Origin of the sequence: Bacillus cereus group sp. Bc061 (assembly GCF_027715825.1) — a bacterium.
Lineage (GTDB): Bacteria > Bacillota > Bacilli > Bacillales > Bacillaceae_G > Bacillus_A > Bacillus_A paranthracis.
In genome coordinates this window covers 921,763-944,841 of the sequence record NZ_JAQFTZ010000002.1, presented here as the reverse complement: position 1 = coordinate 944,841, position 23,079 = coordinate 921,763, and the positions used below count along the sequence as shown (strand labels likewise).

Genomic DNA, 23,079 nt, shown 5'->3' with positions numbered 1-23,079 from the left:
TAATGGTAAACTGTTAATAGTTCAAACTAAATAACTAGATTGTTGAAAGTAGGTTTTAAGTAATGAAGAAAATGGCATTATCCTTCGCAGTCGTAAGTTTATTACTAGGAGCTTGTAGTAATGATACGATTAGTAAGAAGGATGAAGTTATACAGAAAGATACGAAAGAAAAAAGCATGATTCCGAGAACTGCTGTTTCTAAAGATTATTATAGAACTGTAATTCCTTTAAAAGAACAAAAGGTTATAAATACAGCTAATGTAAAAACAAATTCTAAATTAGATTTAGCAGAGTATGAAAATGGTTTAATGAATATTGCAAAAGAGCAATTTGATACAGAAAACCATGTGCTTCAATTAAATCAGTATATTCCTGAGAAGTTAGTTGATGAACTAGTCGCAAAAGTAGAAGCACCCGTTTTGACAAATATTATAGAACAAGACTATTTCGGGAAACAGAATTCAAATGAATTAAGTTTATCTGGCGTTGTAATTGGGTTAGCTATGTCTTCAAGTGTATCCAATGAAGAGGCAATGTCTAAGGGGACTGAAGTTGCTAAGCAACTTATTGAAGCTATTCATAAAAATGACAAGTATAATAAATCCCCAATTACGTTTGCTATCTTTAAGCAAGAAAGTACAAGTTCTTTAAAAAATGGAACGTATATTGCTAGTGCTACCGTTCAAAAGAATGATACGAACCTTGGAAATTGGAATGCAATTGAAGAAAAAGCGTATTCATATCCTTCCGATGAATTTACACAAGCACATGGAGAAGATAATGAAAAAATAAATAAATTTGCTGAGGCAATGAAAGGTTTTTCTCCTGGAGACTTTATCCCAGTAAATGCTAAAGTTTCTTATAAGAAAAATCAAATGGATACATTAAATATGGATATTGTTATTAAATATAACGGTAAAACAGAATTAATGGCTCTTACTCAACTCGCCGCTCAAAGTATGTTAGACCAATTACCGAAAGATGCAAAAGTACAATTGCAGATAAAGTCCGAGAATAAAATTGAGGCAATTGTTATAAAAGAGAAAAACAGCGATAAACCGTTTGTTTCCTTCTTATAAAAAAAGACAGTGTTTAAACTGTCTTTTTTTACTGTAAATGAAAGGGGACGATGGGACAGGGCGTCACGTAATACGCTCCATATTTCCGCTGTACTAATCTCAATTTACCCCTTGCATTGTCGATGTAACGCATTCTACAGGGGGATGGGATCTTCTATTGCCAATTGTAGAGTACTTCCAGATCCAGCGCATCAAATGCCTATCATTGTCGATTTTTGTTGGTAAGTCGATATATTCAAAAAATCGCTGATATAAATTTCAATTACTAGCTAGTGTACTGCTTAAAATAAGATTTCTACTTATGAAACATCTATATTTTTACAAAAAATACCCTTTTTTTCATGAAAAATACGAAAATACGAGAAAAGAAGCGAATTTTTTCGAAACTTTTGCGGGAAAATATTGTATGACCCTGCGTTTTTATCGTATCATTAGTAAAAGGAAGAACTCGGGACGATTGGTGGCATCTGCAAATAGAGTTGATGTCTTTTTTTCATTCAAGTAACCGATACATAAAAATAGATAGCAAAAATAGAAGGAGTGTGCGATGAGATGAACGTAACAATATATGATGTAGCGCGCGAAGCGAACGTTTCAATGGCTACCGTGTCACGCGTTGTGAACGGTAACCCAAATGTAAAGCCTACAACAAGAAAGAAAGTATTAGAAGCAATTGATCGTTTAGGCTACCGCCCAAATGCGGTAGCACGTGGATTAGCAAGTAAGAAGACAACTACAGTAGGTGTTATTATTCCTGATATCTCAAATACGTTTTATGCAGAACTTGCTCGTGGAATTGAAGATATCGCAACAATGTACAAATATAACATCATTTTAAGTAACTCTGACCAAAACAAAGAGAAAGAGTTCCATTTATTAAATACGATGCTTGGAAAACAAGTGGACGGAATTGTTTTCATGGGTGAAGATATTACAGACATTCACATTGAAGAATTTAAAAAGTCTCCAGTACCAATCGTATTAGCAGCGTCATTTGATGAGCAAAATGAAACGCCATCAGTAAACATTGATTATACACAAGCAGCTTACGACGCAATGAAGCACTTTATTGAACAAGGACATAAGCGTATCGGTTTCGTCTCTGGTCCTTTCATTGATAAAGCGGGAAGCGCGAAGAAATTACAAGGTTATAAAAAAGCTCTAGAAGAAGCAGGTATTTCATATGATGAAAATCTTGTAATCGATGGAGATTACACATATGACTCAGGTATCGAAGCATTCGAAAAGCTTTGGAGCCTTGATGAAAAGCCAACAGCGATCTTCGTATCTTCTGACGAAATGGCACTAGGTGTAATCCACGCAGCACAAGACACTGGATTAAATGTACCAACTGATGTAGAAGTACTTGGTTTCGATAATACACGCCTTGCATTAATGGTTCGTCCACAACTTTCAACAGTTGTACAACCGATGTATGATATCGGTGCAGTAGCAATGCGTCTATTAACAAAGTATATGAACAAAGAAAAAGTGGAAGATCACACTGTTATCTTACCTCACCGTATCCAATTTAGAGATTCAACGAAGTAAGTATAAAAAAAGCTCACAGCGATTGCTGTGAGCTTTTATTCGTATTCAGGATAGTATGCTTTTACTACAGTATCCACCGTTTCATTTTTCTTAACGTGTAAAAATCTTGCGTATAATTCTTTTCCAGTTTCAAATGGTGTATCGTCTAATTCAAATACATGCAACAGTTTTCGAAACGTCCATGTTATTTGCTCACCGTACATATTATCGTACGTATGCTCAGACTGTATAGCGATTTGTTCACCTAGTGCATGGGCCTCTTCAAAACTGTGTGCCTTAACAAGAATAATACTTTCTTCAAAAAGTGTATCGTGATTTTCTTCATAATGCTCATCCATTTTCGTAGGATCAGGCTCACCAGAATGAACAGATTCAAACAATAATTTTACAGCGTACATATTATGCTGCATGTTTCACTCTATAAATAATACTTGCGACAAGTGAAGCAGGTATTGTAAATACGTTACTTTGGTAATGGTAATGTATTTGGGATTCTTCATAAGACATGTTGTCATATAGTTCGTTTTGTGACATATTCATTTTCTTCTGTTTTTCTTTGAGTATTTTAATGTAGTTATACTGTATTGGGACGAGAATGATGAAATAGGCTAATACGATTAGTGAAATCCAAATCATTATGAACACTCCCTTATAAAGAATATTTATATATGGTAATTATATCAAATTATACGAATAATATCCATTTGTTTCTAGTGGTCAATTTCCTTTCCAAAATGCAAAAAGTTCTTCAGGACTTCGTAAATTATGTGCAAGACATGTTTGTGCAGTGTGTTTAAAGCTTTGTATGAATTGTTCTAACCTAGAAGGATCATATTGTTTCACATTGCCAGCAATAATAGTTTCATCTTTATCTAAGTTAAGTGATATTTTTAGCGAAGTTATATTTGTTTTTAGTTGTACAACTTCCATGTAAAAAAACTTTTTGTCTAAGTCAATTATAATATAATCATATCGCTCTACTTGTTTAAAGTATCCTACAATATCATCTTCCAATTGAAACCCTCCCAAGTACTATAGCTTATCTGGAAGACTTCTATATAGATTGTATGATTCCTTGTTATATGTCACATAAGTGTAAAAATAACTATTATAGGGCAATGTCATGTATAATAGAAAGAAAAGGCTTGTGAGGGGGGAGAAGAGATGATCGTTCTTTGGATAATTACGCTTTGTATGACTGCTATTTTTGCATATATGACGTTAAAACAAAATGGTTTAAAGCGATTTGTTCCAGGAAGTATTCTTGCAGGAATTGCCCTTATCACGTATGTAATTTCTATTTTTATTGAAAGTGTATCGGTGGATATGAGCACAAGTTTAATGTTTATGGGGATTACACTATTTGCAAGTAGTATTATGGTACTTATGGTTGCTGGTATTATTTTATTTATTCATATGAATTCGGAAACGTTATAGCATATAGAAAAGGCATGTCCCTCTCGGGACATGCCTTTTTATCCGTTCAATTATGCTCTATCTTTAGAAGAGTTTTGCTGTTTTAGCAAGTCGCGAATTTCGCCAAGAAGAACTTCTTCTTTTGTTGGTTCTGGAATTTCTTCCTCTTTTTCTTCTTCTTCTTTTCTAGATGTTAGTTTGTTGAACACTTTAACGAACATAAAGATAGCCGCTGCAATAATTAAGAAATCAAAAATTGTTTGGATGAAGTTACCGTACATAATAGATGACTTACCGAATGTAAGTTTTAAATCTGTAAAGTCAACGCCACCTAATACCATACCAAGTAATGGTGTAATAACATCTTTTACTAAAGAACTAACGATTTTACCGAATGCAGCACCGATTACAACCCCGACAGCTAAATCAACGACATTCCCTTTGAACGCGAATTTCTTAAACTCGTTCCACATGTGTTAATCCCATCCTTTCCACGATTCATTATGAAATTTATAATTCCTATCAACATATTCTATAGAAATTTTTGAGAGAAATAAAGAGGGAATGGGAATGAAAGTAAATTCTGAAAAATGTATCCGTTTTAATTTTTGTTTACATTATTCAGCAGAGATTGCAAAAGCTGCTGCGTTTTTAATCCTTCTAATCCATCTACAACAGGCTTTGTATCTCCTTGCACACATTCAATGAAATGATGAACAGCATCTTCAAAACCACGTTGTTTTAACGTCGTATCCCATGATGGGGAACCAATTTGAGAAACTGCATTTTCTTGCTCAACTTCAAATGTGTTCATGTTTTTTACGCGAATGATTTTTCCTGTTGTGACAAGTTCAATTTGTTCTAAATTTGTACCGGCATGGCGATGCATTGCGGTAGAAAGTAACAGTCCACTTGGCGTTGTATATGTATGATGTCCGTAAAGAAGTTCATTCTTTTCATTGATTTGCATCATATTATGAACGACGTTAAGCTCATCGTTAGCTAACCAGCGAGCAGTATCTACAATATGTAAGTAATCATCTAACATCGTAAAGTCGTACGTATAGGGCCTGACTTTATTTGTACGATGCTTTTCAATTCGAATCCATGAAATATGATGAGCTTGCTCTTTTGCCGCAACATACATAGGAACGAAGCGGCGATTAAATCCGACCATTAACTTTCGGTTATATTTTTCGCTCAACTCGACTAGTTTTTCAGCCTGTTCCACTGTAGCAGCTAGCGGCTTATCTACGTAAACATCGATTCCTTTTTTCAGAAGTTCAGAAACGATTTCATAATGAGTAGCAGTTGAACTATGAACGAAGATTGCATCACATTCTGAAGCTAACGTTTCAATAGAATGGAATTCTTGAATGCGGTATTGCTGACAAATTTGTTTCCTTTTCTCTGCGTTAGGTGTAAATGCCCCTACAAAATTCCAATCTGTTTCTTTTGTAAGTGTTGGAAGATAAGCTTTTTGTGCAATACTTCCAAGTCCAATCATTCCAATTTTAGGTTTTTTCATGTGTATTCCCACCTATTCATATTGATATAACGGCTTAAATGTAGCATAGGGGGGGGAAGGAAAGCAAAAATTAGCGTTTTACTTATGTTCTTCTAACAAAATCTTCTCTATCTCTTTAAAGTGATGAGCACGAGCATGCTCTAGCGGAGTAACACCATCATTATCTGGAATGTTTACATCTGCACCGTGCTCAATAAGAAGGCGGATAACTTGTTGTTGTGTTTCATCTCCGTTGCTTAGTACGATGGCTTCCATTAAAGCTGTCCACCCGAGATTATTGACATGGTTTACATCGATATTTGTTCGCGTGAGGAGTTCTTTTATAACATCAATATAACCATGTTCTGAGGCAGGGATAAGGGCTGTTCCGCCGTAACGATTCGTAAGTGTTGGATCCGCGCCGGCATCAATCGTTAGTTTTAAAATATCCAAGTAACCTTCTGCACCGGCGTATAGAAAGGGATTGTTTTTCATATCATCTTGGATATTTACGTCAGCACCAGCTTCGATAAGCGCTTTTGCGGTTTTTACATCATTTTTGTATGTAGCAATCATAAGAGGGGTGCGTCCTTTATTGTCTGTTGTATTTATGTCAGCCCCTTTTTTGAGTAACGATATAACAGTATTCGTTTCTTGTTTCTCAGTAGCTGTTAGTAGCGCTGTCTCCATGTTTATCATCTCCTTTTTAACTTCTTGTTCTTGCGAGCAACCTTGTAAAAAAATTACGCAACATATCATGCTTACTGTTTTTTTGAACATGGAATTTCAACCTCCTCATTTCAACTGTAAAAGAAGAACATTAAATTTTTATAAACTGACGCTAAAATTACTATAAAATCGCTTGAGTATTTGAACATATATTTTTATGCTTATGAGTAATAAGGTTTGATAAAGTGAAACTTTAATCAGTGGGGGTTTTGTTCATCCACCACTGATTATTAGTTGAACCAATCGGGCTTTTATGGGCAGTTGATCCCCCACTTAACTTCTTTGCTTTCTCTGAATTTTGAGGTGGGGATCTTACTGCCCGGCAAATAGCGGGGTAAAGTGAGGATGTAACATATGTCTATTAAAACAAGGTTTTTATTTTCTTATATCGCTGTCATTCTTGTTTCCATTGCGCTTATATTAGTTGCGGGATTTTTAATCGTTTTTTCGATAACAGGTGACTTGGAAGCAGTGAAAAATTTCTATAAAAGTTCTTACATTCAAAAGCCGCTTACACCAGAAGAAGAGAATGCCTATCTTGAGTTGAAGTCAGCCGCCAAACAGCATCAATCTCAATTGTTAGATGAGTCGTTTGTCTCAGCGATAGAAAAAGAGGGTGTGAAAATAGTAGTAAGAAAAGGAGAAACACTTTCGTATGCTTCAAACGTATTTGAAAGTGTATCTTTAAAAGAAGCTCTTCCGAAATTTGAATCAGCAAATATTAATAGTCGTGGTACAACGGAATTAGGCGATACATTTTATCGATATGTAAAGTTTGATTTTTATTTTCCTCAGGAAGAAGAGGGGAGTATATTTGTATTAAAGAAGCAAAGTTCATTTGTAGATCTTACACAAAAGTTATTTCCGATTTTGTTCGTATCACTTTTACTGTTAGCTATTTTACTTATTGGATTATTAAGTTACCTCGTCTCAAGAAGTGTTATAAAACCAATCTTTGTATTGAAAGATGCGACTGAAAAAATTAAAGAAGGAAATTTAGATTTTCAAATACCAGTTACATCGCACGATGAAATTGGGCAATTGAATCAAGGATTTGAGGAAATGAGGAAGAAATTAAAAGAATCGATAGAGATGCAAACGCAGTATGAAGAAAATCGAAAAGAGCTCATTTCAAACATCTCTCACGATTTAAAAACACCGATTACATCTATTATTGGATATGTAGAAGGAATAAAAGACGGAGTAGCAAATACGCCAGAAAAAATGGATAAGTATTTGACAACTATCCATACGAAAGCAAGACATATGGATACACTCATTGATGAATTATTTTTATTCTCAAAGCTCGATTTGAATCGAGTTCCTTTTCAGTTTGAAACGGTTGAATTAAATATGTTTATGCAAGAATTAATAGAAGAGATGCAGATGGATTTAAGTAAAGAAGGTATAGAAGTTAACTTACAATTACATGCATCACCACTTTATGTAAAGGCTGATTGCGAAAAGATAAATAGAGTGATATCAAATTTAATTCATAATAGTGTGAAATACATGGATAAAGAAGAAAAGAAAATTACTGTAACAGTATCGAGTGATAACAATAAAGTGATTGTGAAAGTAATGGACAACGGATCAGGTATAGAATCTGATACACTTCCTTATATTTTTGAACGTTTCTATCGTGCAGAGCAATCGAGAAATTCTAGTACAGGTGGAAGTGGACTTGGCTTAGCGATAGCGAAGCAAATTATTGAAGAACATGGCGGGGAAATTTGGGCGGAAAGCGAGCTTGGGGAAGGCACAAGCATTTTCTTCTCATTGGAAAAAGTAGAGAAATGTGGTGAGTAAATTGAAAAGAATTTTACTAATAGAAGATGAAGTAAGCATTGCAGAATTACAGCGAGATTATTTAGAAATTAATGATTTTCAAGTTGATGTCGAACATTCAGGAGAAACAGGTTTACAAATGGCCCTGCAAGAAGACTACGATTTAATTATTTTAGATATTATGCTTCCGAAAATGAATGGATTTGAAATTTGTAAGCAAATTCGAGCTATAAAAGATATTCCGATTTTACTTGTTTCAGCAAAAAAAGAAGATATAGATAAAATTCGCGGGCTCGGTTTAGGAGCGGATGATTATATAACGAAACCGTTTAGCCCGAGTGAATTAGTCGCAAGGGTAAAAGCACATATTTCTCGTTATGAAAGATTATTAGGAAATGTAAGTAAGCAACGCGATACGCTATATATTCACGGAATCTCTATTGATCAAAGGGCGAGGAAAGTTTTTATAAACAATGAAGAAGTTGCGTTTACAACGAAGGAATTTGATTTATTAACATTCTTTGTCACAAACCCAAATCAAGTATTAAATAAAGAACAGCTATTTGAACGTATTTGGGGATTAGACTCCGCTGGTGACTTAGCAACTGTTGTCGTTCATATTAGAAAGCTACGTGAAAAAATTGAAAGAGATCCAGCTCACCCGCAATATATTGAAACGGTATGGGGAGCTGGTTATCGTTTTAACGTGTAGGGAACCTGTCAAAGCTTTGGCAGGTTTTTTTATGTGATCAAAAGGGAAGAATAGGTAATTTATGTTAAAATATAAAAAGAGATAAAACATAGGAGAGTGTGAGAGGACGTGCTACATTTTGGGGGATATATTAAAAGATAATAAATCAAACAAGGCTTTAAAAATCGGGACTAATATTATACTTATCTTATTAATTATTGGTGCAATACAAATGTTTTATGATGAAGATTATACAAATGATCATTTCGGTGGGTTGTTTATGATGGTCTTTTTTGCAATTAAAATAGTTTCTAGTTTTCTAATAAGTTTAAAAGAAGGAGATAAAAAGGCAGTATTTATTGATTTAGGTTTAGTGGTTTTGTGTGTTCTTCTTTTAATTGTTACTAGTTGAAATATTTCTTTTGAAAAAAGCTCATAGTCTCATAGAGGCTGTGAGCTTTTTTTAATAATAACGGTACTGGCGTAATGATTTATAAAATGTTTGAGTGGTAGAAGTAAACAGAGTAGTTTCTTCTAAAAAAGGATAATGGTTGCTCTCCTCAAATGTCACAAAAGTAGAATCGCATATATCCTCATGTATCTCGATGGAATATTGAATAGGACACTGCACATCATATCTTCCGCATATAATAAGTGTCTTTGTTTGGATGGAAGGTAAATACTCTCTTAAATCAAATGAAGGATATTCATTGGCGAAAGCATTCATCCGGCTAATGGACATTGTTTTGTTGATTGGTTTACAAAAATAAGAGTTGTAGTTTTCTGGTTTAAACAATGATAATTTTGTTCTCTCAGTAGATAGTTCTTTCCGTTCCTCATTTGTAAGGTGAGGGCTTTTTAAATTTTCGATGAGCTGTTGCATATAATCAAACTGAGGATGTTCCGGATGATAAATACAAAATGGTGTTTCAGTATAGTTACTTGCTGCGGCTCCAACGACGACTAGTGATTGTAAGGATTTTGGATATGTGATTGCGTATAGAAGTCCAAGCATACCACCTGTTGAGTGGCCAGCGAAATGCCATATTGGAAGTTGTAATGCTTCTCGTATCGCTTCTAAATCGTGAATTGTTTCAATCATACTTAATTCGTTTTCTACCTGGGCTTTTGCTGAGTTACCAGCATCTCGTAAATTAATGAGCAATACACGATGCGTAGCAGTGAAAACATCCGCAAAGTAATCACCAGTCTCATTAAATTGCGAATAGTGATGTGTAATGCAAAGCGGTTCGCCACTGCCTTTAGTAAAAAGCTCGAATGTGCCACGTTTCGTGTTGACCATTTGTTGTTTCCACATAATATCACGACCTTTTCCCATAAAGTCCGTTAGTACATAAAAATATATCAGCGCAACTCGAAATATATCAGCGATTATCAAAATATATCGGCGCAACTAGGAATATATCAGCGATTATTAGAATATATCGGCGCAACTCGAAATATATCAGCGATTATTAAAATATATCGACTTACCGATAGAAATCGACAATAAATAAAAGGAGGCTATTCAAAAACGAGCCTCCTTTTCGTTTAGTACAAAGATTTTTTCATATTATTCCGAATAATTTCAAGGGATTTCGCTACAGTTAATGCGTTCTTTTCTTCAATTTCTGGTTTTCGGGGGATAGGTTTATACATGTTGTCTGGATCTTCCCATGTGAGAGGAAGTTCTGTTTCTGCTTGTCCTTTCCAAGCTTCAATCCATTCTGGAGGGAGATAACCTGAGATGTTTTGGATGTTGTTCATTTCGAGCCAAATGAGTGCCCAAGCCCTTGGGACGACGCGCCAGTGGTCATAGCCACCGCCGCCGACAGCAATCCAGCGACCTTCGCAATATTCGTTAGCGATTTCGCGAGCGAGCTTCGGTATCTCGCGGTAAATATTCATCGTTGCGCAAAGGTGTGTAAGTGGGTCGTAATAATGCGCGTCAGCACCATTTTGCGTTAAAATAATATCCGGTTTAAAGTATGCGGCCACTTCTCTTACGACAGTTCGATAGGAATCTAAAAACGATTCGTCTTCTGTAAAAGCATCGAGTGGAACGTTAAAAGAATAACTATAGCCATTACCTTGTCCGCGTTCGTTTACAGCGCCAGTTCCAGGGAATAAATATCGACCAGTTTCATGTAGTGAAATGGTGCATACGTTAGGATCGTCATAAAAGGACCACTGTACACCATCACCGTGATGAGCATCTGTATCAATATATAAAACGCGTAAACCGTATTTCTTCTGAATATATTTCATTGCGATGGAACTGTCGTTATAAATACAAAAGCCAGATGCTTTGCCGCGAAAGCCGTGATGTAAGCCGCCGCCCAAATTAAGTGCGTGTTTTACTTTTCCGGAAAGAACAGCATCGACAGCTGTTAACGTACCACCAACGAGTAATGCGCTTGCTTCGTGCATATTTGGAAACATCGGTGTATCTTCTGTTCCGAGTCCATATGTCATCGCAATTGATTTTTCTAACTTTCCTTCTCCAGCACGTTTTACCGCATTTATGTACTCCTCTGTATGAATGTAGGCAATCTCTTCATCTGTAGCCATCCGTGGTGAGATGATTTGAGAAGGAGAGATGAAACCGCCCTTTTGTAATAAATCGTACGTAAGTGTGACGCGCAGTTGGTTAAAAGGATGATCAGGGCTAAATGAATAGCCCCGAAAGTCATCCGAATAAATAAACGCGCTACTCATGCTTGCATCCCCATGATGTTTGGCCATAATACGCGGTAGCCTTCTGTTTCAAGTGCATCAATCACTTTTAGCGGATTCATCGTTTGAATGCGGAAAACGAGTACTTTATCATTCTCATCTTTTGCTGGGTAGACGAGAACGCTCACGATATTTATTTGTAACTCACTAAAAATAGCAACGACTTTTCCGAGAATGCCAGGTTCATTTTTTACTTGAATTTCAATTTGTGAACTCGGTTGATGTGCTCCTGTTAATTTCACTAACGTGTGCAGTACAGTAGATTCAGAAATAATTCCAACTAACTTTCCTGCCTTTGTAACAGGAAGACAGCCAATTTTATTTTCAAAAAATAAAGTAGCAATTTCCTCAACAAAGTCGAGAGGATGGCAAGTCATAACAGGATGTTTCATAATCAGTTCGAGCGGTTGCTTCAGCATATCGAGTGAAACTTGTTCATCTAAAATAGACGGACTTGCATCTCTTACATCCCGATCAGAAATAATGCCTACAACATGATTATTTTGATCGACAATTGGAATGTGCCGAATGCCTTTCGTGCGTATCGTTCGGATTGCTGTTTCGATTGTATCGTTTGGATGTAGTGTCACCACATCTTGATTCATAATTTCTTCTACAATCATTCCAGTTGCCCCCTTTATTAATACATAAAACGATTGTGAAAACGTAGACGATCAAATGCTTGAATAGAATCCGTATCAACGCGTTTACCGATGCGGACCATTAAACAGTTAGCAGGATGTGAACAAATTTCAGGATCATCTGTAGCCATCCATTGTAACCCGCCAGCATTCATCATCTTTTCCATTACTTTTCGGTACTCCCAAACATTTAAGCCTGTTTGTTTCAAATCCCAGTGCCAATAATATTCAGTCGTCAATATAATGTAATCTTCCATATAATCGTCCATCATAGAAACCTCTAGTAAATTCTTTCCGACAGAACTCCCGCGGAAGGCTGGGACCACTTCAATTGCCCCAAGCTCAATTAAGTTTTCCATTTTTCCTTCTGACCATCGTTCAAGTGGATCAGGATACAAGTATGTAACATATCCAACAATCGTTTGTTCATGTCTAGCAATAATGAGACGAGCTTCTGGCAATTTAGAAATTTCGACAATTGCTTTATATTGCTGCTCGGCAGGACGAAACGCAACTAAATCTGGATGAAATTCATACATTTCTAAGTTATGTGTAGAGACAGGCCCTTCAATAATTAAAGTGCCTTTCGCTGTTTTTAAGTTTCTAGCATTATATATTTTTTTATGGATCAATGTATTGCTCACCACCTTGAGGGTTTGTGAATCTATTCATATCGTACTTTATAATATATGCGATGTGAATCGAAATTTGTCATTAAAAATTTGTCTAAAAATCAACAAATATACTGAAAATTTTAAATAATGTTATTATAATAGATAATAGAATACATAGGAGGGGGATGTAAAGTATGAAAGTAGAAACGCTTCCTGTCATTAAAGGAGAAAATAATTTGCCGAATTATGATGAGGCATACGCGAATTTTAACTGGGAAGAGGTTAATAAAAACTTTACTTGGAATGAAACAGGCCGAGTGAATATGGCGTATGAGGCAATTGATAAGCATGCGAAATCCGATCGGAAGAATAAAGTAGCCCTTTATTATCAAGATGGATCCCGAAAAGAGAAGTATACATTTAAGGAAATGAAGGATTTTTCTAATAAAGCAGGAAATGTCCTAAAAAATTATGGCGATGTAGAAAAAGGCGATCGCGTTTTTATTTTTATGCCGCGTTCCCCAGAGTTATATTTCGCACTTCTTGGTGCAGTGAAGTTGGGAGCAATTGTTGGTCCGCTATTTGAAGCATTTATGGAAGGCGCAGTTCGCGATCGTTTAGAAGATAGCGAAGCAAAAGTGTTAATTACAACACCTGAATTGTTAGAGCGTGTACCATTAAATGATTTACCAGCTTTAAAAACAGTCTTTCTTGTTGGAGATAATGTAGAAGAAGGCGGTAAAACGGTAGCGTTCAATCCTTTATTCGAACAAGCTTCAAAAGAATTACATATTGAATGGTTAGGCCGTGAAGACGGTTTGATTCTACATTACACGTCTGGTTCTACTGGTAAGCCAAAAGGTGTGCTTCATGCACAAAACGCAATGGTTCAGCACTATCAAACGGCGAAGTGGGTATTAGATTTAAAAGAAGACGATGTATATTGGTGCACAGCTGACCCAGGCTGGGTAACGGGAACTGCTTACGGTATTTTTGCACCGTGGTTAGTCGGAGCATCAAATGTTATTTTAGGCGGACGCTTTAGTCCAGAAGCGTGGTATGAAGCACTGCAAGATTACGGTGTAACAGTTTGGTATAGTGCACCAACAGCATTTCGCATGTTAATGGGCGCTGGACAAGATGCAATTAAAAAATACGATTTATCACAAGTGCGCCACGTATTAAGCGTTGGTGAACCGTTAAATCCAGAAGTAATTCGCTGGGGTATGAACGCATTTGGACTTCGTATTCATGATACGTGGTGGATGACAGAAACAGGTGGACAAGTTATTTGTAACTACCCTTGTATGGAAATACGTCCAGGTTCAATGGGGAAACCAATTCCAGGTGTGAAAGCAGCGATTGTTGATAATGAAGGAAATGAAGTGCCTCCATACACAATGGGTAACTTAGCAATTGGCAAAGGTTGGCCAGCTATGATGCGTGGAATTTGGAATAACAAGCAAAAGTATGAATCTTACTTTATGCCGGGCGATTGGTACGTATCAGGTGATTCTGCCTATATGGACGAGGATGGATACTTCTGGTTCCAAGGACGTATTGACGATGTAATTATGACGTCAGGTGAGCGCGTTGGACCATTTGAAGTAGAAAGCAAATTAATCGAGCATGCTGCTGTTGCAGAAGCTGGTGTAATTGGTATTCCTGATCCGGTGCGCGGCGAAATCATTAAAGCATTTATCGCGCTTCGTGCAGGATACGAACCATCTGATGAATTAAAAGAAGAAATCCGTCAATTTGTAAAGAAAGGCCTAGCAGCTCATGCAGCGCCAAGACAAATTGAATTTAGAGATAAATTACCGAAAACGAGAAGTGGTAAAATTATGCGCCGCGTATTAAAAGCGTGGGAGTTAAACTTACCAACAGGTGACTTATCAACGATGGAAGATTAAGAGAGAAAGGTCTGAACGAAATAGCGTTCAGACCTTTCTTTTTTCTTCCCTCTTTAACCTACATATAAAGAGGGAAGAAAATGAAAACAGAAAAAGAAAAAATGATACTAGGAGAAATATATATACCGACTGATCCAGTTATATGAAAAGATGTGCCAGATCATGTAGTAGTTGGCGGAAATCCTGCAAAGATTATAAAAAAATAAAATAATATTTGAACGAAGTGCCTTCCTTGTCTGTATACATTTATGAAAGAATAGATGAGGGAGGCTTTTTTATGTCTAATAAATTACTTCTTACTTTTGCTTTAATTGGAGTTATAGTCGTATTTTCTTGTGGTTTGCTATTACCGATGCCAATCGGATTTAAAGTATCAATGATTACAGCTGGAGTTATGATGATTGTTATGTTTTCAATCATTATTCCATTTGATAGAAAACATATAGTAAGAAAAAATGGATATAAAATTGATTTTACGAAAACAAAAGTATATTTTCGCTGGAATGTATTTGATACGATTTCGGCTTGCCTGGCAGTGTATGCATGTATATGTGTGCAAGCATTAAATATTTTAGTTTCAACCGGCGAGACAATTCAAAACCCGTATGTTCAATTTTTTACGAATCAATCACAAGTATGGATTATTGTCGCAAGTGGCTATTTAATTTCCCGTATTTCATTAACGTTAAAAGGAATAAAGGAGATCAAAAATCATGGCGCAGATTGGGATTGAGGAGGAACTTATGCTTGCGTATCAAAGTGGAGATAAGCAGGCTGGGGAAAAACTATACGTTTTAATCAAACCCGCGCTATACACATTTTTATATCGATTTAACCGAGATGAACAATTGAGTATCGACCTTGTCCAAGATACGTTTTTGACGCTAGAGCGTAAGAAACATATGTATGAACCTGAAAAGGGAAAAATAAAAACGTATTTATTTCAAATTGGTTATCGTCTTATGATTAATAAATTAAATAGGAGAAAAAAGTGGCGTACGCTTTTGCCGTTTTTAGTGCCGATTCAGGAAAAAGAATTTTCTCACGAAGATCGGCTCACAGTAAGAGAAGCAATTTTGAAAGTTCCAGAAGAGCAAAGAGCGGTCCTAATCCTGTCTTATTATCATGACATGCAGCAAAAAGAAATTGCAGAGGTATTAGATATTCCAGTCGGAACGGTGAAGTCGAGACTTCATAACGGGATAAAGAAATTGAAACAATTGCTGGAGGTGGACGAAATTGAGCGAAAATCCCTTTAAGAGTGAATATAAATTAAAACAGCATTTAGATAGTGACCATATAGAAGTACCGGACTTTCCAAAAACGGTAAGTCGATTCGATCGATTAATCGGGTTTCTTGGTTCCCCGGCGAAAGATCCTGTGGAGGCTACGATTGGGAATGATTTATCAATTGTATTTCATGTATCGTTATTAGTTGGGGTTCCAATTCTTTCTCTTATTACGATACTCTTTATGACGCTGTAAAGGATTGGCAAGGAGGGAAACCTGACCTCTATTTGACACGCCTATATAAATGATGGTATAAAGAAAAGTATATGAATAATTGAGCGTGGAAAGGGAGAAGTAGTGATCATTTCCCTGTTTTAGAGAGCTGATGGCCGGTGAAAATCAGCACATAGATGATCGCGAATTACGCCCCTAGAGCATCTTTTTTCGATTGAATTGTATTCAAAAGGGAAGAGACGGTGCTAAGCCGTTATGTAAATAAGGTGGTAGGCTTTTTTTGGTCTGCAACTAGGGTGGTAACGCGATAATCAAAATCGTCCCTTATTTGAAGGGGCGATTTTTTTATGTTTTTAACCTTCACGCCAGTAATGAACTTAAAGGAGAGTATGTAGGATATGGGTATTTTACAAGATCTTGAATTTCGCGGTCTAATTAATCAGCAAACAGACGCTGAGGGCCTTGAGCAATTATTAGAAAAAGAAAGCGTTAAATTATATTGTGGTTTCGACCCGACAGCGGATAGCTTACACATCGGTCATATGTTACCAGTATTAATGTTACGTCGTTTCCAATTAGCTGGTCACCAACCAATCGCACTTGTTGGCGGTGGTACTGGTATGATCGGTGATCCAAGTGGTAAAAAAGCAGAGCGTACATTAAATACGAAAGATACAGTTGCTTACTACACAGAAAGCATTAAAAACCAACTTTCAAACTTCTTAGAGTTCGAAAACGTGGAAAACCCAGCAACAATGGCTAACAACTATGATTGGCTTGGTAACTTAGATGTCATTTCATTCTTACGCGATATCGGTAAAAACTTCGGTTTAAACTATATGCTAGCAAAAGATACAGTAGCATCTCGTTTAGAGACTGGTATTTCATTTACTGAGTTTAGTTACATGATTTTACAATCATACGACTTCTTAAACTTATACCAACACCATAATTGCCGCCTACAAATCGGTGGTAGTGACCAATGGGGTAACATTACAGCTGGTCTTGAATTAATACGTAAATCAGAAGAAGATGCGAAAGCATTCGGTTTAACAATTCCACTTGTTACTAAGTCTGATGGTACGAAGTTTGGTAAAACAGAAGGCGGCGCAATTTGGTTAGACCCAGAGAAAACAACTCCTTACGAGTTCTACCAATTCTGGATTAACACAGATGACCGAGACGTTGTTAAATACTTAAAATACTTTACATTCTTATCTCATGAAGAAATTCTTGAGCTTGAAAAGCAAGTAGCTGAAGCACCAGAAAAACGTGCAGCACAAAAAGCATTAGGTGCAGAAATGACAAAACTTGTTCACGGCGAAGAAGCATTAGAGCAAGCGATTAAAATTTCAGCTGCATTATTCAGCGGTTCTGTAGCAGAATTGACTGCAAGCGAAATCGAGCAAGGATTCAAAGACGTACCATCTGTAGAACGCACTGCAGAAGATACAGTATTAATCGACTTACTTGTAGAAAGCAAAATCTCTCCATCAAAACGTCAAGCACGTGAAGATGTAACGAACGGCGCAATCTACGTAAACGGTGAGCGTACACAAGCATTAGACTACGTTGTAACAGAAAAAGACCGCATCGAAGGTAAATTCACAATCATTCGCCGCGGTAAAAAGAAATATTTCTTAATTCGTTACTAATCCGAAACGAATATAAACAAATAGTACCCCGAATTGTAGGTTGAAAAGTCTATGGTTCGGGGTTTTTATGTATGGATTTAAAACGCCGCATCTTTTCTTTTAAATAGAATATAAAGAATTAATATGAGCATATAAAGTAAACTCGCTAGCATAACGATAAATGCTGTTGGATAAAATTTTGCTGCGTATATAAAAAAATCGATTTGATAAATATCTTCGTAATTTGAAACGGTGCCTTTGAAGTAATTCGTAAACTTAGCGCTATATTTCCATTCATCAGGATCATCTATTAAATTACTTCCCTGATACCAATTAATAAGCGCGGAAGTAATAAACAACATACATGCACTGCCTAACTGAACCATTTGGTTTATTGTCAAAATGAATCAACCTCCTATTTTATGGTTATTATAGCGTGCATTCATATACTTGTAACCATTTTGTTGTAATCTCCTTTTCGAGTTCATACGGAAATCACATGTAAGCGGTATGATAAATGTATAACAACTAGAAAGGAGTGGTAAAACGAAATGTCACTAGAAGCACTCATTATTTTTTCTTTGCTAAATGCGGGTCAGCTTGCAGAGAATTCGAAGGTGGATATACATAAAGAGCAGAAAGATGCTTATGTATATGTTCAGAAAGAGGAAAATAAATAACTATATTTTATATATAAACGAAAAAAGCCAATCCACAGGATTGGCTTTTTGTCATTAACGAGAGTAGAACTCTACGATTAATGCTTCGTTAATTTCAGCTGGTAACTCAGCACGCTCAGCGTGACGAGTGTAAGTAGCTTCTAATTTGTCAGCATCGAAAGTTAAGTATTCTGGTACGAAGTTGTTAACTTCGATCGCTTCTTTAACAACAACAAGGTTGTTAGATTTTTCGCGAACGCTGATAGTTTGACCAGGTTTTACACGGTAAGATGGGATATCTACGCGAGCGCCATCAACCATGATGTGACCGTGGTTTACTAATTGGCGAGCTGCACGACGAGTGCGAGCTAAGCCCATACGGTAAACTAAGTTGTCAAGACGAGCTTCAAGAAGGATCATGAAGTTTTCGCCGTGCTTACCAGGCATTTTACCTGCTTGGTCAAATGTGCGACGGAATTGACGCTCAGTCATGCCGTACATGTGACGAAGTTTTTGTTTCTCTTGTAATTGTAAACCGTATTCTGAAAGTTTCTTACGTTGGTTAGGACCGTGAGGACCTGGTGCGTAAGGGCGTTTTTCTAATTCTTTTCCTGTGCCGCTTAGAGAGATTCCAAGACGACGAGACAGTTTCCAAGCTGGACCTGTATAACGAGCCATAGTTGACTCCTCCTTTAAAATGTTTTTATTTACGTAAAATAAAAACAGACGTAATCGATATTTACGGGCATTTTGTTTTCATGTACCTTCGCTCCAGCAGCAGGGAGTTACGAGATACACCTCCGTAGAGGAACAAAATACAAACGATAAACTCACATTACAAGGCTGCCTTTTTATTTTACACAAACGCTATTATATCTTTTACCGAGAGTTTCGTCAAGCGAGTACGTTTTTGTTTTATGCATATAAATTTTGGAAATGAACAAGAAGGAATTTAAAACGATATAAAAGAAGAGATAGAAACACAAATAAAACGCTTACATAAAATGAAGTAAAACGTTCATCAAAGTTTTAATGATGAATATGCGGCAATAAAAACATAAAAGGGGATGTTTTTATGAAAAAGAAGCATATGGAGACAGCGTTAATTCATCACGGTTATACATCAGAGGAACATAAAGGAAGTTTAACACCGCCTTTATTTCAAACGTCTACATTTACATTTGAGACTGCGCAGCAAGGAGAGGCGAGTTTTGCGGGAGTGGATCCATCTTATATTTACTCAAGACTTGGAAATCCGACTGTGAAATTATTCGAAGAACGTATGGCGGTGTTAGAAGGAGGAGAAGAAGCGCTTGCTTTCGGATCCGGTATGGCAGCTATTTCCGCAACGTTAATTGGTTTTCTAAAAGCTGGAGATCATATTATTTGTTCAAATGGATTATACGGCTGCACATACGGTTTTTTAGAAGTGTTAGAAGAAAAATTTATGATTACGCATTCGTTTTGTGATATGGAGACAGAGGCTGATATGGAAAATAAAATTCGCCCGAATACAAAGCTTATTTTCGTTGAAACACCGATTAATCCGACAATGAAATTAATTGATTTAAAACAAGTGATTCGGGTTGCGAAGCGAAATGGGTTACTTGTTATTGTTGATAATACGTTTTGTTCACCTTATTTACAAAGACCGCTTGAACTTGGCTGTGACGCGGTTGTTCATAGTGCGACAAAATATATTGGTGGTCACGGTGATGTTGTGGCGGGTGTAACAATTTGTAAAACGAAAGCGTTAGCTGAAAAAATCCGCCCGATGCGAAAAGATATCGGCGGTATTATGGCACCGTTTGACGCATGGTTATTGTTACGCGGATTAAAGACACTAGCAGTAAGAATGGATCGTCATTGTGATAATGCAGAAAAAATTGTATCGTTCCTAAAAAATCATGATGCGGTAGAAGGTGTTTGGTATCCAGAAGGAGAGTTAGCATCTCGCCAAATGAAACGTGGGGGCGGTGTTATATCTTTTTCAATTAAAGGCGGGAAAGAAGAGACGCAGGCGTTTATTAATGACCTTCACTTTATTACAATTGCGGTAAGTTTAGGAGATACAGAAACGTTAATTCAGCACCCAGCAACGATGACGCACGCCGCGATTCCAGCTGCGTTAAGACAAGAAATGGGCATTTATGATAATTTAATACGTTTATCTGTCGGTTTAGAATCGTGGGAGGATATTGTTTCTGATTTAGAGCAAGCGTTAAAGAAAATATCTACTGTTAGTAATCAATAAAAAAAGAGCTAGCTATCGGTTTTGTACGTCATGTACTTAATCGATAACTAGCTCTTTTTTGTTACATATGTTTTAGGAGTGTTTCCACAAACTTTTCTAAATAGCGCTGATCTACTTCGTCGAAACGGTTTTTTTCAGGGCTATCAATATCAAGTACACCAATGACATTCCCATCCTTAATAATCGGTACGACGATTTCTGAATTTGAAGCACTGTCGCAAGCGATGTGTCCTGGGAATTGATGAACGTCTGCTACAAGCTGCGTTGTTTTCGTTTCAGCTGCAACGCCGCAAACGCCTCGTCCAAATGGAATGCGCACGCAAGCAGGCATTCCTTGGAATGGTCCAAGAACAAGCTGATTTCCTTCTGTTACGTAAAAGCCAACCCAATTAACACGATCCAAAAATTGGTTTAATAATGCGGACGCATTTGATAAGTTTGCGACTACGTTTGATTCGCCAGTTAATAATGCATCCAGTTGTTTTATTACTGTCTCATATTGCTGCACGCGAGATCCTGTATAACTTTCTTTAGTAAACATGGAAACAGCTCCTTTTTTATCGAGATGTGTAAAATATTAGCAAAATACGATGTATTTCACATGACTTTGTCGATAGAAAATTAAAGGAATTTGTCTTAAAAGTCAAGAAATTTACACTATAGCTGTTCAGTGAGAGGAAGTGAGCGCATGAAACAGACGAAACAAAAAGTAATTGATGCGGCAATATCGTTGTTTAACACGAAAGGTTATGATGGAACGTCGGTGCGAGACATTGCAAAGCGAGCGGATGTGAATGTAGCGAATATTTCATATTATTTTGCTGGAAAGCAAGGCCTATTAGAGCAGCTTATTACTAATTTTTTAGAAGGGTATATTCATGTGATTGAAACGTCCTTTGAACAGAGAGAATATTTGTCGGCTAAAGATGTGATGGTGCAAATGGTGCGCGGGATTTTACGATATCAATTTGATAATAGGGAGCTGACACGTTTCTTTTACCGAGAGCTGTCGCTTGATACGACATTAATTCGCGAAGTGATGACCGTTTATTTTTCTAAAGAAAGATATTATATAGAGCAAATGATTAGACAGGGACAAATGAAACAAGAGTTTAAGAAGGTATCTTTTACAATGTTTATGACGCAATTAAAAGGCATGATGAATATGCCGTTTTTATATCCGCAATATATATCAGAAGTGCTACATTCTTTTCCATCTGAGACCTTTTTCTTAGAAATGTACACGAAAGAAATTGAACAATGGATAGAACAAACATTATGTATAACGAATATGTATTATGAATGGCCAAGAGCTGTTCATATGTGAAAAATCCCCACCTAACGAACTGAGGTGGGGATTTTTGTGCTTTCTTTTCTTTGCCATAAATTGTTGCATAATAGCGCGATAATTGTTAATGAGGCTCCAGCAACTTCAATTTTGTCGACTGTATAACCTCGAAAGATGGAACCGATAAGTGCAAGTACAGGAACTAAATTCATAAATAATATGCCATTAATGGATGAAATATAGCGATTTCCTGCGTTCCAGCAAAATACTGCGATAACGCCTGCAATAATAGACATATATAAGAGTTCAAAACGAACGTTCATAATTGTCGATAGTGAAGGTACAGTAACGACGTTTGTATAAGTTAAAAAAGTGACGATAGTGATGAGTGAAATTGAGCCAAATAAACAAGTTAACGTCGTATACCTAAGTGGTGACCAAGATTGAAAACTAGCACCACCGTTTGTATAAATGACCCAGCAAGTAACGCCGCATAACATAAGTATATTTGTTGAAAGGTGACTGGCAGCTCCAAATAATAAGTGAATATTTCCTTTTGAAATGACAAGCATAACACCGATAAGTGCAACGAACATACAAAGGAAAGTGTAGTTTTGTGGACGTTTGTTTTTTGTTATCCACTGCAATAATAAAGCGATGAGTGGCATAAGAGACTGAATCATCGCGGCATGGATGGCTCCAGACGGTCCGGCAAGTTGCTGTCCGTAGAAAACAAGAAAACCATATCCTGCGAAACCGACTGTTCCGTAAAAGAGTAACGAAAGTGTTTTCTTTTCTAAGCGGAGTGACTTTGTCCCTTCGGTCATTAATAACAGAATAAGAAAAATAATAGCTGCTGATCCATAGCGAATCGTTGTGAAGAAGAATGGATCGATAAACTGTAAGGCGTTTGCCATGACAGGAAACATAAATCCCCAAGCCGTTACGGCAAGTAAGCATAGGAGGGATCCGAGTAGCATTTGTTTTTTGTTCAAGAGTATCTTTCCCCTTTACATTTCGTTATAGTAAGTTGATGAAATAAGTATAAAGAGTAATTGTTTATAGAAGGAAATATCGATTTTTTATGACAGTTATAACTTTTTGTTAGAGGTGTG

28 protein-coding genes and 1 other annotated feature are annotated in these 23,079 nt (G+C 36.7%); of the genes, 14 read left to right on the top strand and 14 right to left on the bottom strand.

Going from position 1 to position 23,079, the window contains the following annotated elements:
• Positions 1 to 62 precede the first annotated feature (62 nt).
• The gene (locus PDQ40_RS14260; protein WP_000738019.1) at positions 63 to 1,079 is read left to right on the top strand and encodes a CamS family sex pheromone protein; all 1,017 of its coding nucleotides are present in this window, start codon (positions 63 to 65) and stop codon (positions 1,077 to 1,079) included.
• 552 nt (positions 1,080 to 1,631) lie between these two features.
• Positions 1,632 to 2,630 (top strand): catabolite control protein A, encoded by a 999-nt coding sequence (gene ccpA / locus PDQ40_RS14255; RefSeq protein WP_001103296.1) that lies wholly within the window; start codon positions 1,632 to 1,634, stop codon positions 2,628 to 2,630.
• A 35-nt stretch (positions 2,631 to 2,665) separates the two neighbouring features.
• Here the strand turns inward: ccpA and PDQ40_RS14250 are convergent, their stop codons facing one another.
• From PDQ40_RS14250 to dhp61, 3 genes are all read right to left on the bottom strand, one after another.
• Positions 2,666 to 3,028, bottom strand: a complete 363-nt coding sequence (locus PDQ40_RS14250; RefSeq protein ID WP_033671966.1) for a DUF4288 domain-containing protein — start codon at positions 3,026 to 3,028, stop codon at positions 2,666 to 2,668.
• A 1-nt stretch (position 3,029) separates the two neighbouring features.
• The gene (locus PDQ40_RS14245) at positions 3,030 to 3,266 is read right to left on the bottom strand and encodes a DUF3949 domain-containing protein (protein ID WP_000637881.1); all 237 of its coding nucleotides are present in this window, start codon (positions 3,264 to 3,266) and stop codon (positions 3,030 to 3,032) included.
• Between the two features lie 81 nt (positions 3,267 to 3,347).
• Entirely contained in the window at positions 3,348 to 3,644 is a 297-nt protein-coding gene (dhp61, locus tag PDQ40_RS14240; RefSeq protein WP_000389135.1) for a protein Dhp61, read from the bottom strand.
• Between the two features lie 150 nt (positions 3,645 to 3,794).
• On the opposite strand from dhp61, the gene PDQ40_RS14235 reads away from it, so the two are divergent.
• The gene (locus PDQ40_RS14235; RefSeq protein WP_000636593.1) at positions 3,795 to 4,067 is read left to right on the top strand and encodes a DUF3917 domain-containing protein; all 273 of its coding nucleotides are present in this window, start codon (positions 3,795 to 3,797) and stop codon (positions 4,065 to 4,067) included.
• A 50-nt stretch (positions 4,068 to 4,117) separates the two neighbouring features.
• Here PDQ40_RS14235 and mscL read toward each other — a convergent pair whose 3' ends face one another.
• The 3 genes from mscL to PDQ40_RS14220 all read right to left on the bottom strand — a co-directional run bounded on the left by mscL (position 4,118) and on the right by PDQ40_RS14220 (position 6,333).
• Positions 4,118 to 4,519: a large-conductance mechanosensitive channel protein MscL gene (gene mscL, locus PDQ40_RS14230; protein WP_000267020.1), complete on the bottom strand. Its 402-nt coding sequence runs from the start codon at positions 4,517 to 4,519 to the stop codon at positions 4,118 to 4,120.
• Positions 4,520 to 4,647: 128 nt separating this feature from the next.
• The gene (locus PDQ40_RS14225; RefSeq protein WP_270691463.1) at positions 4,648 to 5,574 is read right to left on the bottom strand and encodes a Gfo/Idh/MocA family protein; all 927 of its coding nucleotides are present in this window, start codon (positions 5,572 to 5,574) and stop codon (positions 4,648 to 4,650) included.
• 78 nt (positions 5,575 to 5,652) lie between these two features.
• On the bottom strand, positions 5,653 to 6,333 hold the full coding sequence (locus PDQ40_RS14220; protein WP_270691462.1) for an ankyrin repeat domain-containing protein: 681 nt from the start codon (positions 6,331 to 6,333) through the stop codon (positions 5,653 to 5,655).
• 303 nt (positions 6,334 to 6,636) lie between these two features.
• Here PDQ40_RS14220 and PDQ40_RS14215 point away from each other — a divergent pair, with 303 nt between their 5' ends.
• The 3 genes from PDQ40_RS14215 (at position 6,637) to PDQ40_RS14205 (ending at position 9,173) form a co-directional block, all read left to right on the top strand.
• On the top strand, positions 6,637 to 8,091 hold the full coding sequence (locus PDQ40_RS14215; RefSeq protein ID WP_000023833.1) for a sensor histidine kinase: 1,455 nt from the start codon (positions 6,637 to 6,639) through the stop codon (positions 8,089 to 8,091).
• Between the two features lies 1 nt (position 8,092).
• Positions 8,093 to 8,782, top strand: a complete 690-nt coding sequence (locus PDQ40_RS14210) for a response regulator transcription factor (protein WP_001993852.1) — start codon at positions 8,093 to 8,095, stop codon at positions 8,780 to 8,782.
• 118 nt (positions 8,783 to 8,900) lie between these two features.
• Positions 8,901 to 9,173 (top strand): hypothetical protein, encoded by a 273-nt coding sequence (locus PDQ40_RS14205; protein WP_000502322.1) that lies wholly within the window; start codon positions 8,901 to 8,903, stop codon positions 9,171 to 9,173.
• A 51-nt stretch (positions 9,174 to 9,224) separates the two neighbouring features.
• Here the strand turns inward: PDQ40_RS14205 and PDQ40_RS14200 are convergent, their stop codons facing one another.
• The 4 genes from PDQ40_RS14200 to acuA all read right to left on the bottom strand — a co-directional run bounded on the left by PDQ40_RS14200 (position 9,225) and on the right by acuA (position 12,770).
• The gene (locus PDQ40_RS14200) at positions 9,225 to 10,100 is read right to left on the bottom strand and encodes an alpha/beta fold hydrolase (protein ID WP_270691461.1); all 876 of its coding nucleotides are present in this window, start codon (positions 10,098 to 10,100) and stop codon (positions 9,225 to 9,227) included.
• Positions 10,101 to 10,312: 212 nt separating this feature from the next.
• Positions 10,313 to 11,479 carry an acetoin utilization protein AcuC gene (acuC, locus tag PDQ40_RS14195; RefSeq protein ID WP_000092805.1) on the bottom strand — a complete coding sequence of 389 codons (1,167 nt, stop codon included), beginning with the start codon at positions 11,477 to 11,479 and terminating at the stop codon, positions 10,313 to 10,315.
• On the bottom strand, positions 11,476 to 12,120 hold the full coding sequence (locus PDQ40_RS14190) for an acetoin utilization AcuB family protein (protein WP_000634569.1): 645 nt from the start codon (positions 12,118 to 12,120) through the stop codon (positions 11,476 to 11,478). The genes acuC and PDQ40_RS14190 overlap by 4 nt, the downstream gene beginning before the upstream one ends.
• Positions 12,121 to 12,137: 17 nt before the next feature.
• Positions 12,138 to 12,770 carry an acetoin utilization protein acetyltransferase AcuA gene (gene acuA, locus PDQ40_RS14185; RefSeq protein WP_000581401.1) on the bottom strand — a complete coding sequence of 211 codons (633 nt, stop codon included), beginning with the start codon at positions 12,768 to 12,770 and terminating at the stop codon, positions 12,138 to 12,140.
• A 176-nt stretch (positions 12,771 to 12,946) separates the two neighbouring features.
• Here acuA and acsA point away from each other — a divergent pair, with 176 nt between their 5' ends.
• The 5 genes from acsA (at position 12,947) to tyrS (ending at position 17,784) form a co-directional block, all read left to right on the top strand.
• Positions 12,947 to 14,665: an acetate--CoA ligase gene (gene acsA / locus PDQ40_RS14180; RefSeq protein ID WP_000862051.1), complete on the top strand. Its 1,719-nt coding sequence runs from the start codon at positions 12,947 to 12,949 to the stop codon at positions 14,663 to 14,665.
• A gap of 277 nt (positions 14,666 to 14,942) precedes the next feature.
• Positions 14,943 to 15,398, top strand: a complete 456-nt coding sequence (locus tag PDQ40_RS14175; RefSeq protein ID WP_000066454.1) for a hypothetical protein — start codon at positions 14,943 to 14,945, stop codon at positions 15,396 to 15,398.
• Positions 15,379 to 15,924, top strand: coding sequence for an RNA polymerase sigma factor (locus PDQ40_RS14170; protein WP_000057192.1), 546 nt, complete (start codon positions 15,379 to 15,381; stop codon positions 15,922 to 15,924). The genes PDQ40_RS14175 and PDQ40_RS14170 overlap by 20 nt, the downstream gene beginning before the upstream one ends.
• Entirely contained in the window at positions 15,905 to 16,150 is a 246-nt protein-coding gene (locus PDQ40_RS14165) for a hypothetical protein (RefSeq protein WP_001293775.1), read from the top strand. Before PDQ40_RS14170 ends, PDQ40_RS14165 begins: the two co-directional genes overlap by 20 nt.
• 77 nt (positions 16,151 to 16,227) lie before the next feature.
• Positions 16,228 to 16,457, top strand: a binding site (T-box leader).
• 70 nt (positions 16,458 to 16,527) lie between these two features.
• Positions 16,528 to 17,784 carry a tyrosine--tRNA ligase gene (tyrS, locus tag PDQ40_RS14160; protein WP_000512096.1) on the top strand — a complete coding sequence of 419 codons (1,257 nt, stop codon included), beginning with the start codon at positions 16,528 to 16,530 and terminating at the stop codon, positions 17,782 to 17,784.
• Between the two features lie 77 nt (positions 17,785 to 17,861).
• Here tyrS and PDQ40_RS14155 read toward each other — a convergent pair whose 3' ends face one another.
• Complete coding sequence (locus tag PDQ40_RS14155; protein ID WP_076856074.1) at positions 17,862 to 18,164, bottom strand: YjdJ family protein; 303 nt, start codon at positions 18,162 to 18,164, stop codon at positions 17,862 to 17,864.
• 150 nt (positions 18,165 to 18,314) lie between these two features.
• Here PDQ40_RS14155 and PDQ40_RS14150 point away from each other — a divergent pair, with 150 nt between their 5' ends.
• On the top strand, positions 18,315 to 18,443 hold the full coding sequence (locus tag PDQ40_RS14150; RefSeq protein WP_000050940.1) for a hypothetical protein: 129 nt from the start codon (positions 18,315 to 18,317) through the stop codon (positions 18,441 to 18,443).
• A 54-nt stretch (positions 18,444 to 18,497) separates the two neighbouring features.
• On the opposite strand, the gene rpsD is transcribed toward PDQ40_RS14150, so the two are convergent.
• Positions 18,498 to 19,100, bottom strand: coding sequence for a 30S ribosomal protein S4 (gene rpsD, locus PDQ40_RS14145; protein WP_000135311.1), 603 nt, complete (start codon positions 19,098 to 19,100; stop codon positions 18,498 to 18,500).
• 397 nt (positions 19,101 to 19,497) lie between these two features.
• Here rpsD and megL point away from each other — a divergent pair, with 397 nt between their 5' ends.
• Positions 19,498 to 20,676, top strand: coding sequence for a methionine gamma-lyase (megL, locus tag PDQ40_RS14140; protein ID WP_000726590.1), 1,179 nt, complete (start codon positions 19,498 to 19,500; stop codon positions 20,674 to 20,676).
• 61 nt (positions 20,677 to 20,737) lie between these two features.
• On the opposite strand, the gene PDQ40_RS14135 is transcribed toward megL, so the two are convergent.
• The gene (locus PDQ40_RS14135) at positions 20,738 to 21,217 is read right to left on the bottom strand and encodes a GAF domain-containing protein (RefSeq protein WP_000494346.1); all 480 of its coding nucleotides are present in this window, start codon (positions 21,215 to 21,217) and stop codon (positions 20,738 to 20,740) included.
• Positions 21,218 to 21,364: 147 nt separating this feature from the next.
• On the opposite strand from PDQ40_RS14135, the gene refZ reads away from it, so the two are divergent.
• Complete coding sequence (gene refZ, locus PDQ40_RS14130; protein ID WP_000814932.1) at positions 21,365 to 22,003, top strand: forespore capture DNA-binding protein RefZ; 639 nt, start codon at positions 21,365 to 21,367, stop codon at positions 22,001 to 22,003.
• Positions 22,004 to 22,014: 11 nt separating this feature from the next.
• On the opposite strand, the gene PDQ40_RS14125 is transcribed toward refZ, so the two are convergent.
• Entirely contained in the window at positions 22,015 to 22,959 is a 945-nt protein-coding gene (locus tag PDQ40_RS14125; protein WP_001036068.1) for a DMT family transporter, read from the bottom strand.
• Between the last annotated feature and the right edge of the window lie 120 nt (positions 22,960 to 23,079).

Excerpts from the sequence above, each read along its gene's own strand:
- PDQ40_RS14260 (WP_000738019.1), top strand. The coding sequence starts at position 63 with ATGAAGAAAATGGCATTATCCTTCGCAGTCGTAAGTTTATTACTAGGA.
- PDQ40_RS14225 (WP_270691463.1), bottom strand. The coding sequence starts at position 5,574 with ATGAAAAAACCTAAAATTGGAATGATTGGACTTGGAAGTATTGCACAA.
- acuC (WP_000092805.1), bottom strand. The coding sequence starts at position 11,479 with ATGAGTAGCGCGTTTATTTATTCGGATGACTTTCGGGGCTATTCATTT.
- PDQ40_RS14215 (WP_000023833.1), top strand. The coding sequence starts at position 6,637 with ATGTCTATTAAAACAAGGTTTTTATTTTCTTATATCGCTGTCATTCTT.
- PDQ40_RS14190 (WP_000634569.1), bottom strand. The coding sequence starts at position 12,120 with ATGATTGTAGAAGAAATTATGAATCAAGATGTGGTGACACTACATCCA.
- PDQ40_RS14175 (WP_000066454.1), top strand. The coding sequence starts at position 14,943 with ATGTCTAATAAATTACTTCTTACTTTTGCTTTAATTGGAGTTATAGTC.
- mscL (WP_000267020.1), bottom strand. The coding sequence starts at position 4,519 with ATGTGGAACGAGTTTAAGAAATTCGCGTTCAAAGGGAATGTCGTTGAT.
- PDQ40_RS14135 (WP_000494346.1), bottom strand. The coding sequence starts at position 21,217 with ATGTTTACTAAAGAAAGTTATACAGGATCTCGCGTGCAGCAATATGAG.
- PDQ40_RS14170 (WP_000057192.1), top strand. The coding sequence starts at position 15,379 with ATGGCGCAGATTGGGATTGAGGAGGAACTTATGCTTGCGTATCAAAGT.
- PDQ40_RS14250 (WP_033671966.1), bottom strand. The coding sequence starts at position 3,028 with ATGTACGCTGTAAAATTATTGTTTGAATCTGTTCATTCTGGTGAGCCT.
- refZ (WP_000814932.1), top strand. The coding sequence starts at position 21,365 with ATGAAACAGACGAAACAAAAAGTAATTGATGCGGCAATATCGTTGTTT.
- tyrS (WP_000512096.1), top strand. The coding sequence starts at position 16,528 with ATGGGTATTTTACAAGATCTTGAATTTCGCGGTCTAATTAATCAGCAA.
- PDQ40_RS14200 (WP_270691461.1), bottom strand. The coding sequence starts at position 10,100 with ATGGGAAAAGGTCGTGATATTATGTGGAAACAACAAATGGTCAACACG.
- rpsD (WP_000135311.1), bottom strand. The coding sequence starts at position 19,100 with ATGGCTCGTTATACAGGTCCAGCTTGGAAACTGTCTCGTCGTCTTGGA.
- PDQ40_RS14220 (WP_270691462.1), bottom strand. The coding sequence starts at position 6,333 with ATGTTCAAAAAAACAGTAAGCATGATATGTTGCGTAATTTTTTTACAA.
- PDQ40_RS14235 (WP_000636593.1), top strand. The coding sequence starts at position 3,795 with ATGATCGTTCTTTGGATAATTACGCTTTGTATGACTGCTATTTTTGCA.
- acsA (WP_000862051.1), top strand. The coding sequence starts at position 12,947 with ATGAAAGTAGAAACGCTTCCTGTCATTAAAGGAGAAAATAATTTGCCG.
- PDQ40_RS14150 (WP_000050940.1), top strand. The coding sequence starts at position 18,315 with ATGTCACTAGAAGCACTCATTATTTTTTCTTTGCTAAATGCGGGTCAG.
- PDQ40_RS14245 (WP_000637881.1), bottom strand. The coding sequence starts at position 3,266 with ATGATTTGGATTTCACTAATCGTATTAGCCTATTTCATCATTCTCGTC.
- ccpA (WP_001103296.1), top strand. The coding sequence starts at position 1,632 with ATGAACGTAACAATATATGATGTAGCGCGCGAAGCGAACGTTTCAATG.
- megL (WP_000726590.1), top strand. The coding sequence starts at position 19,498 with ATGAAAAAGAAGCATATGGAGACAGCGTTAATTCATCACGGTTATACA.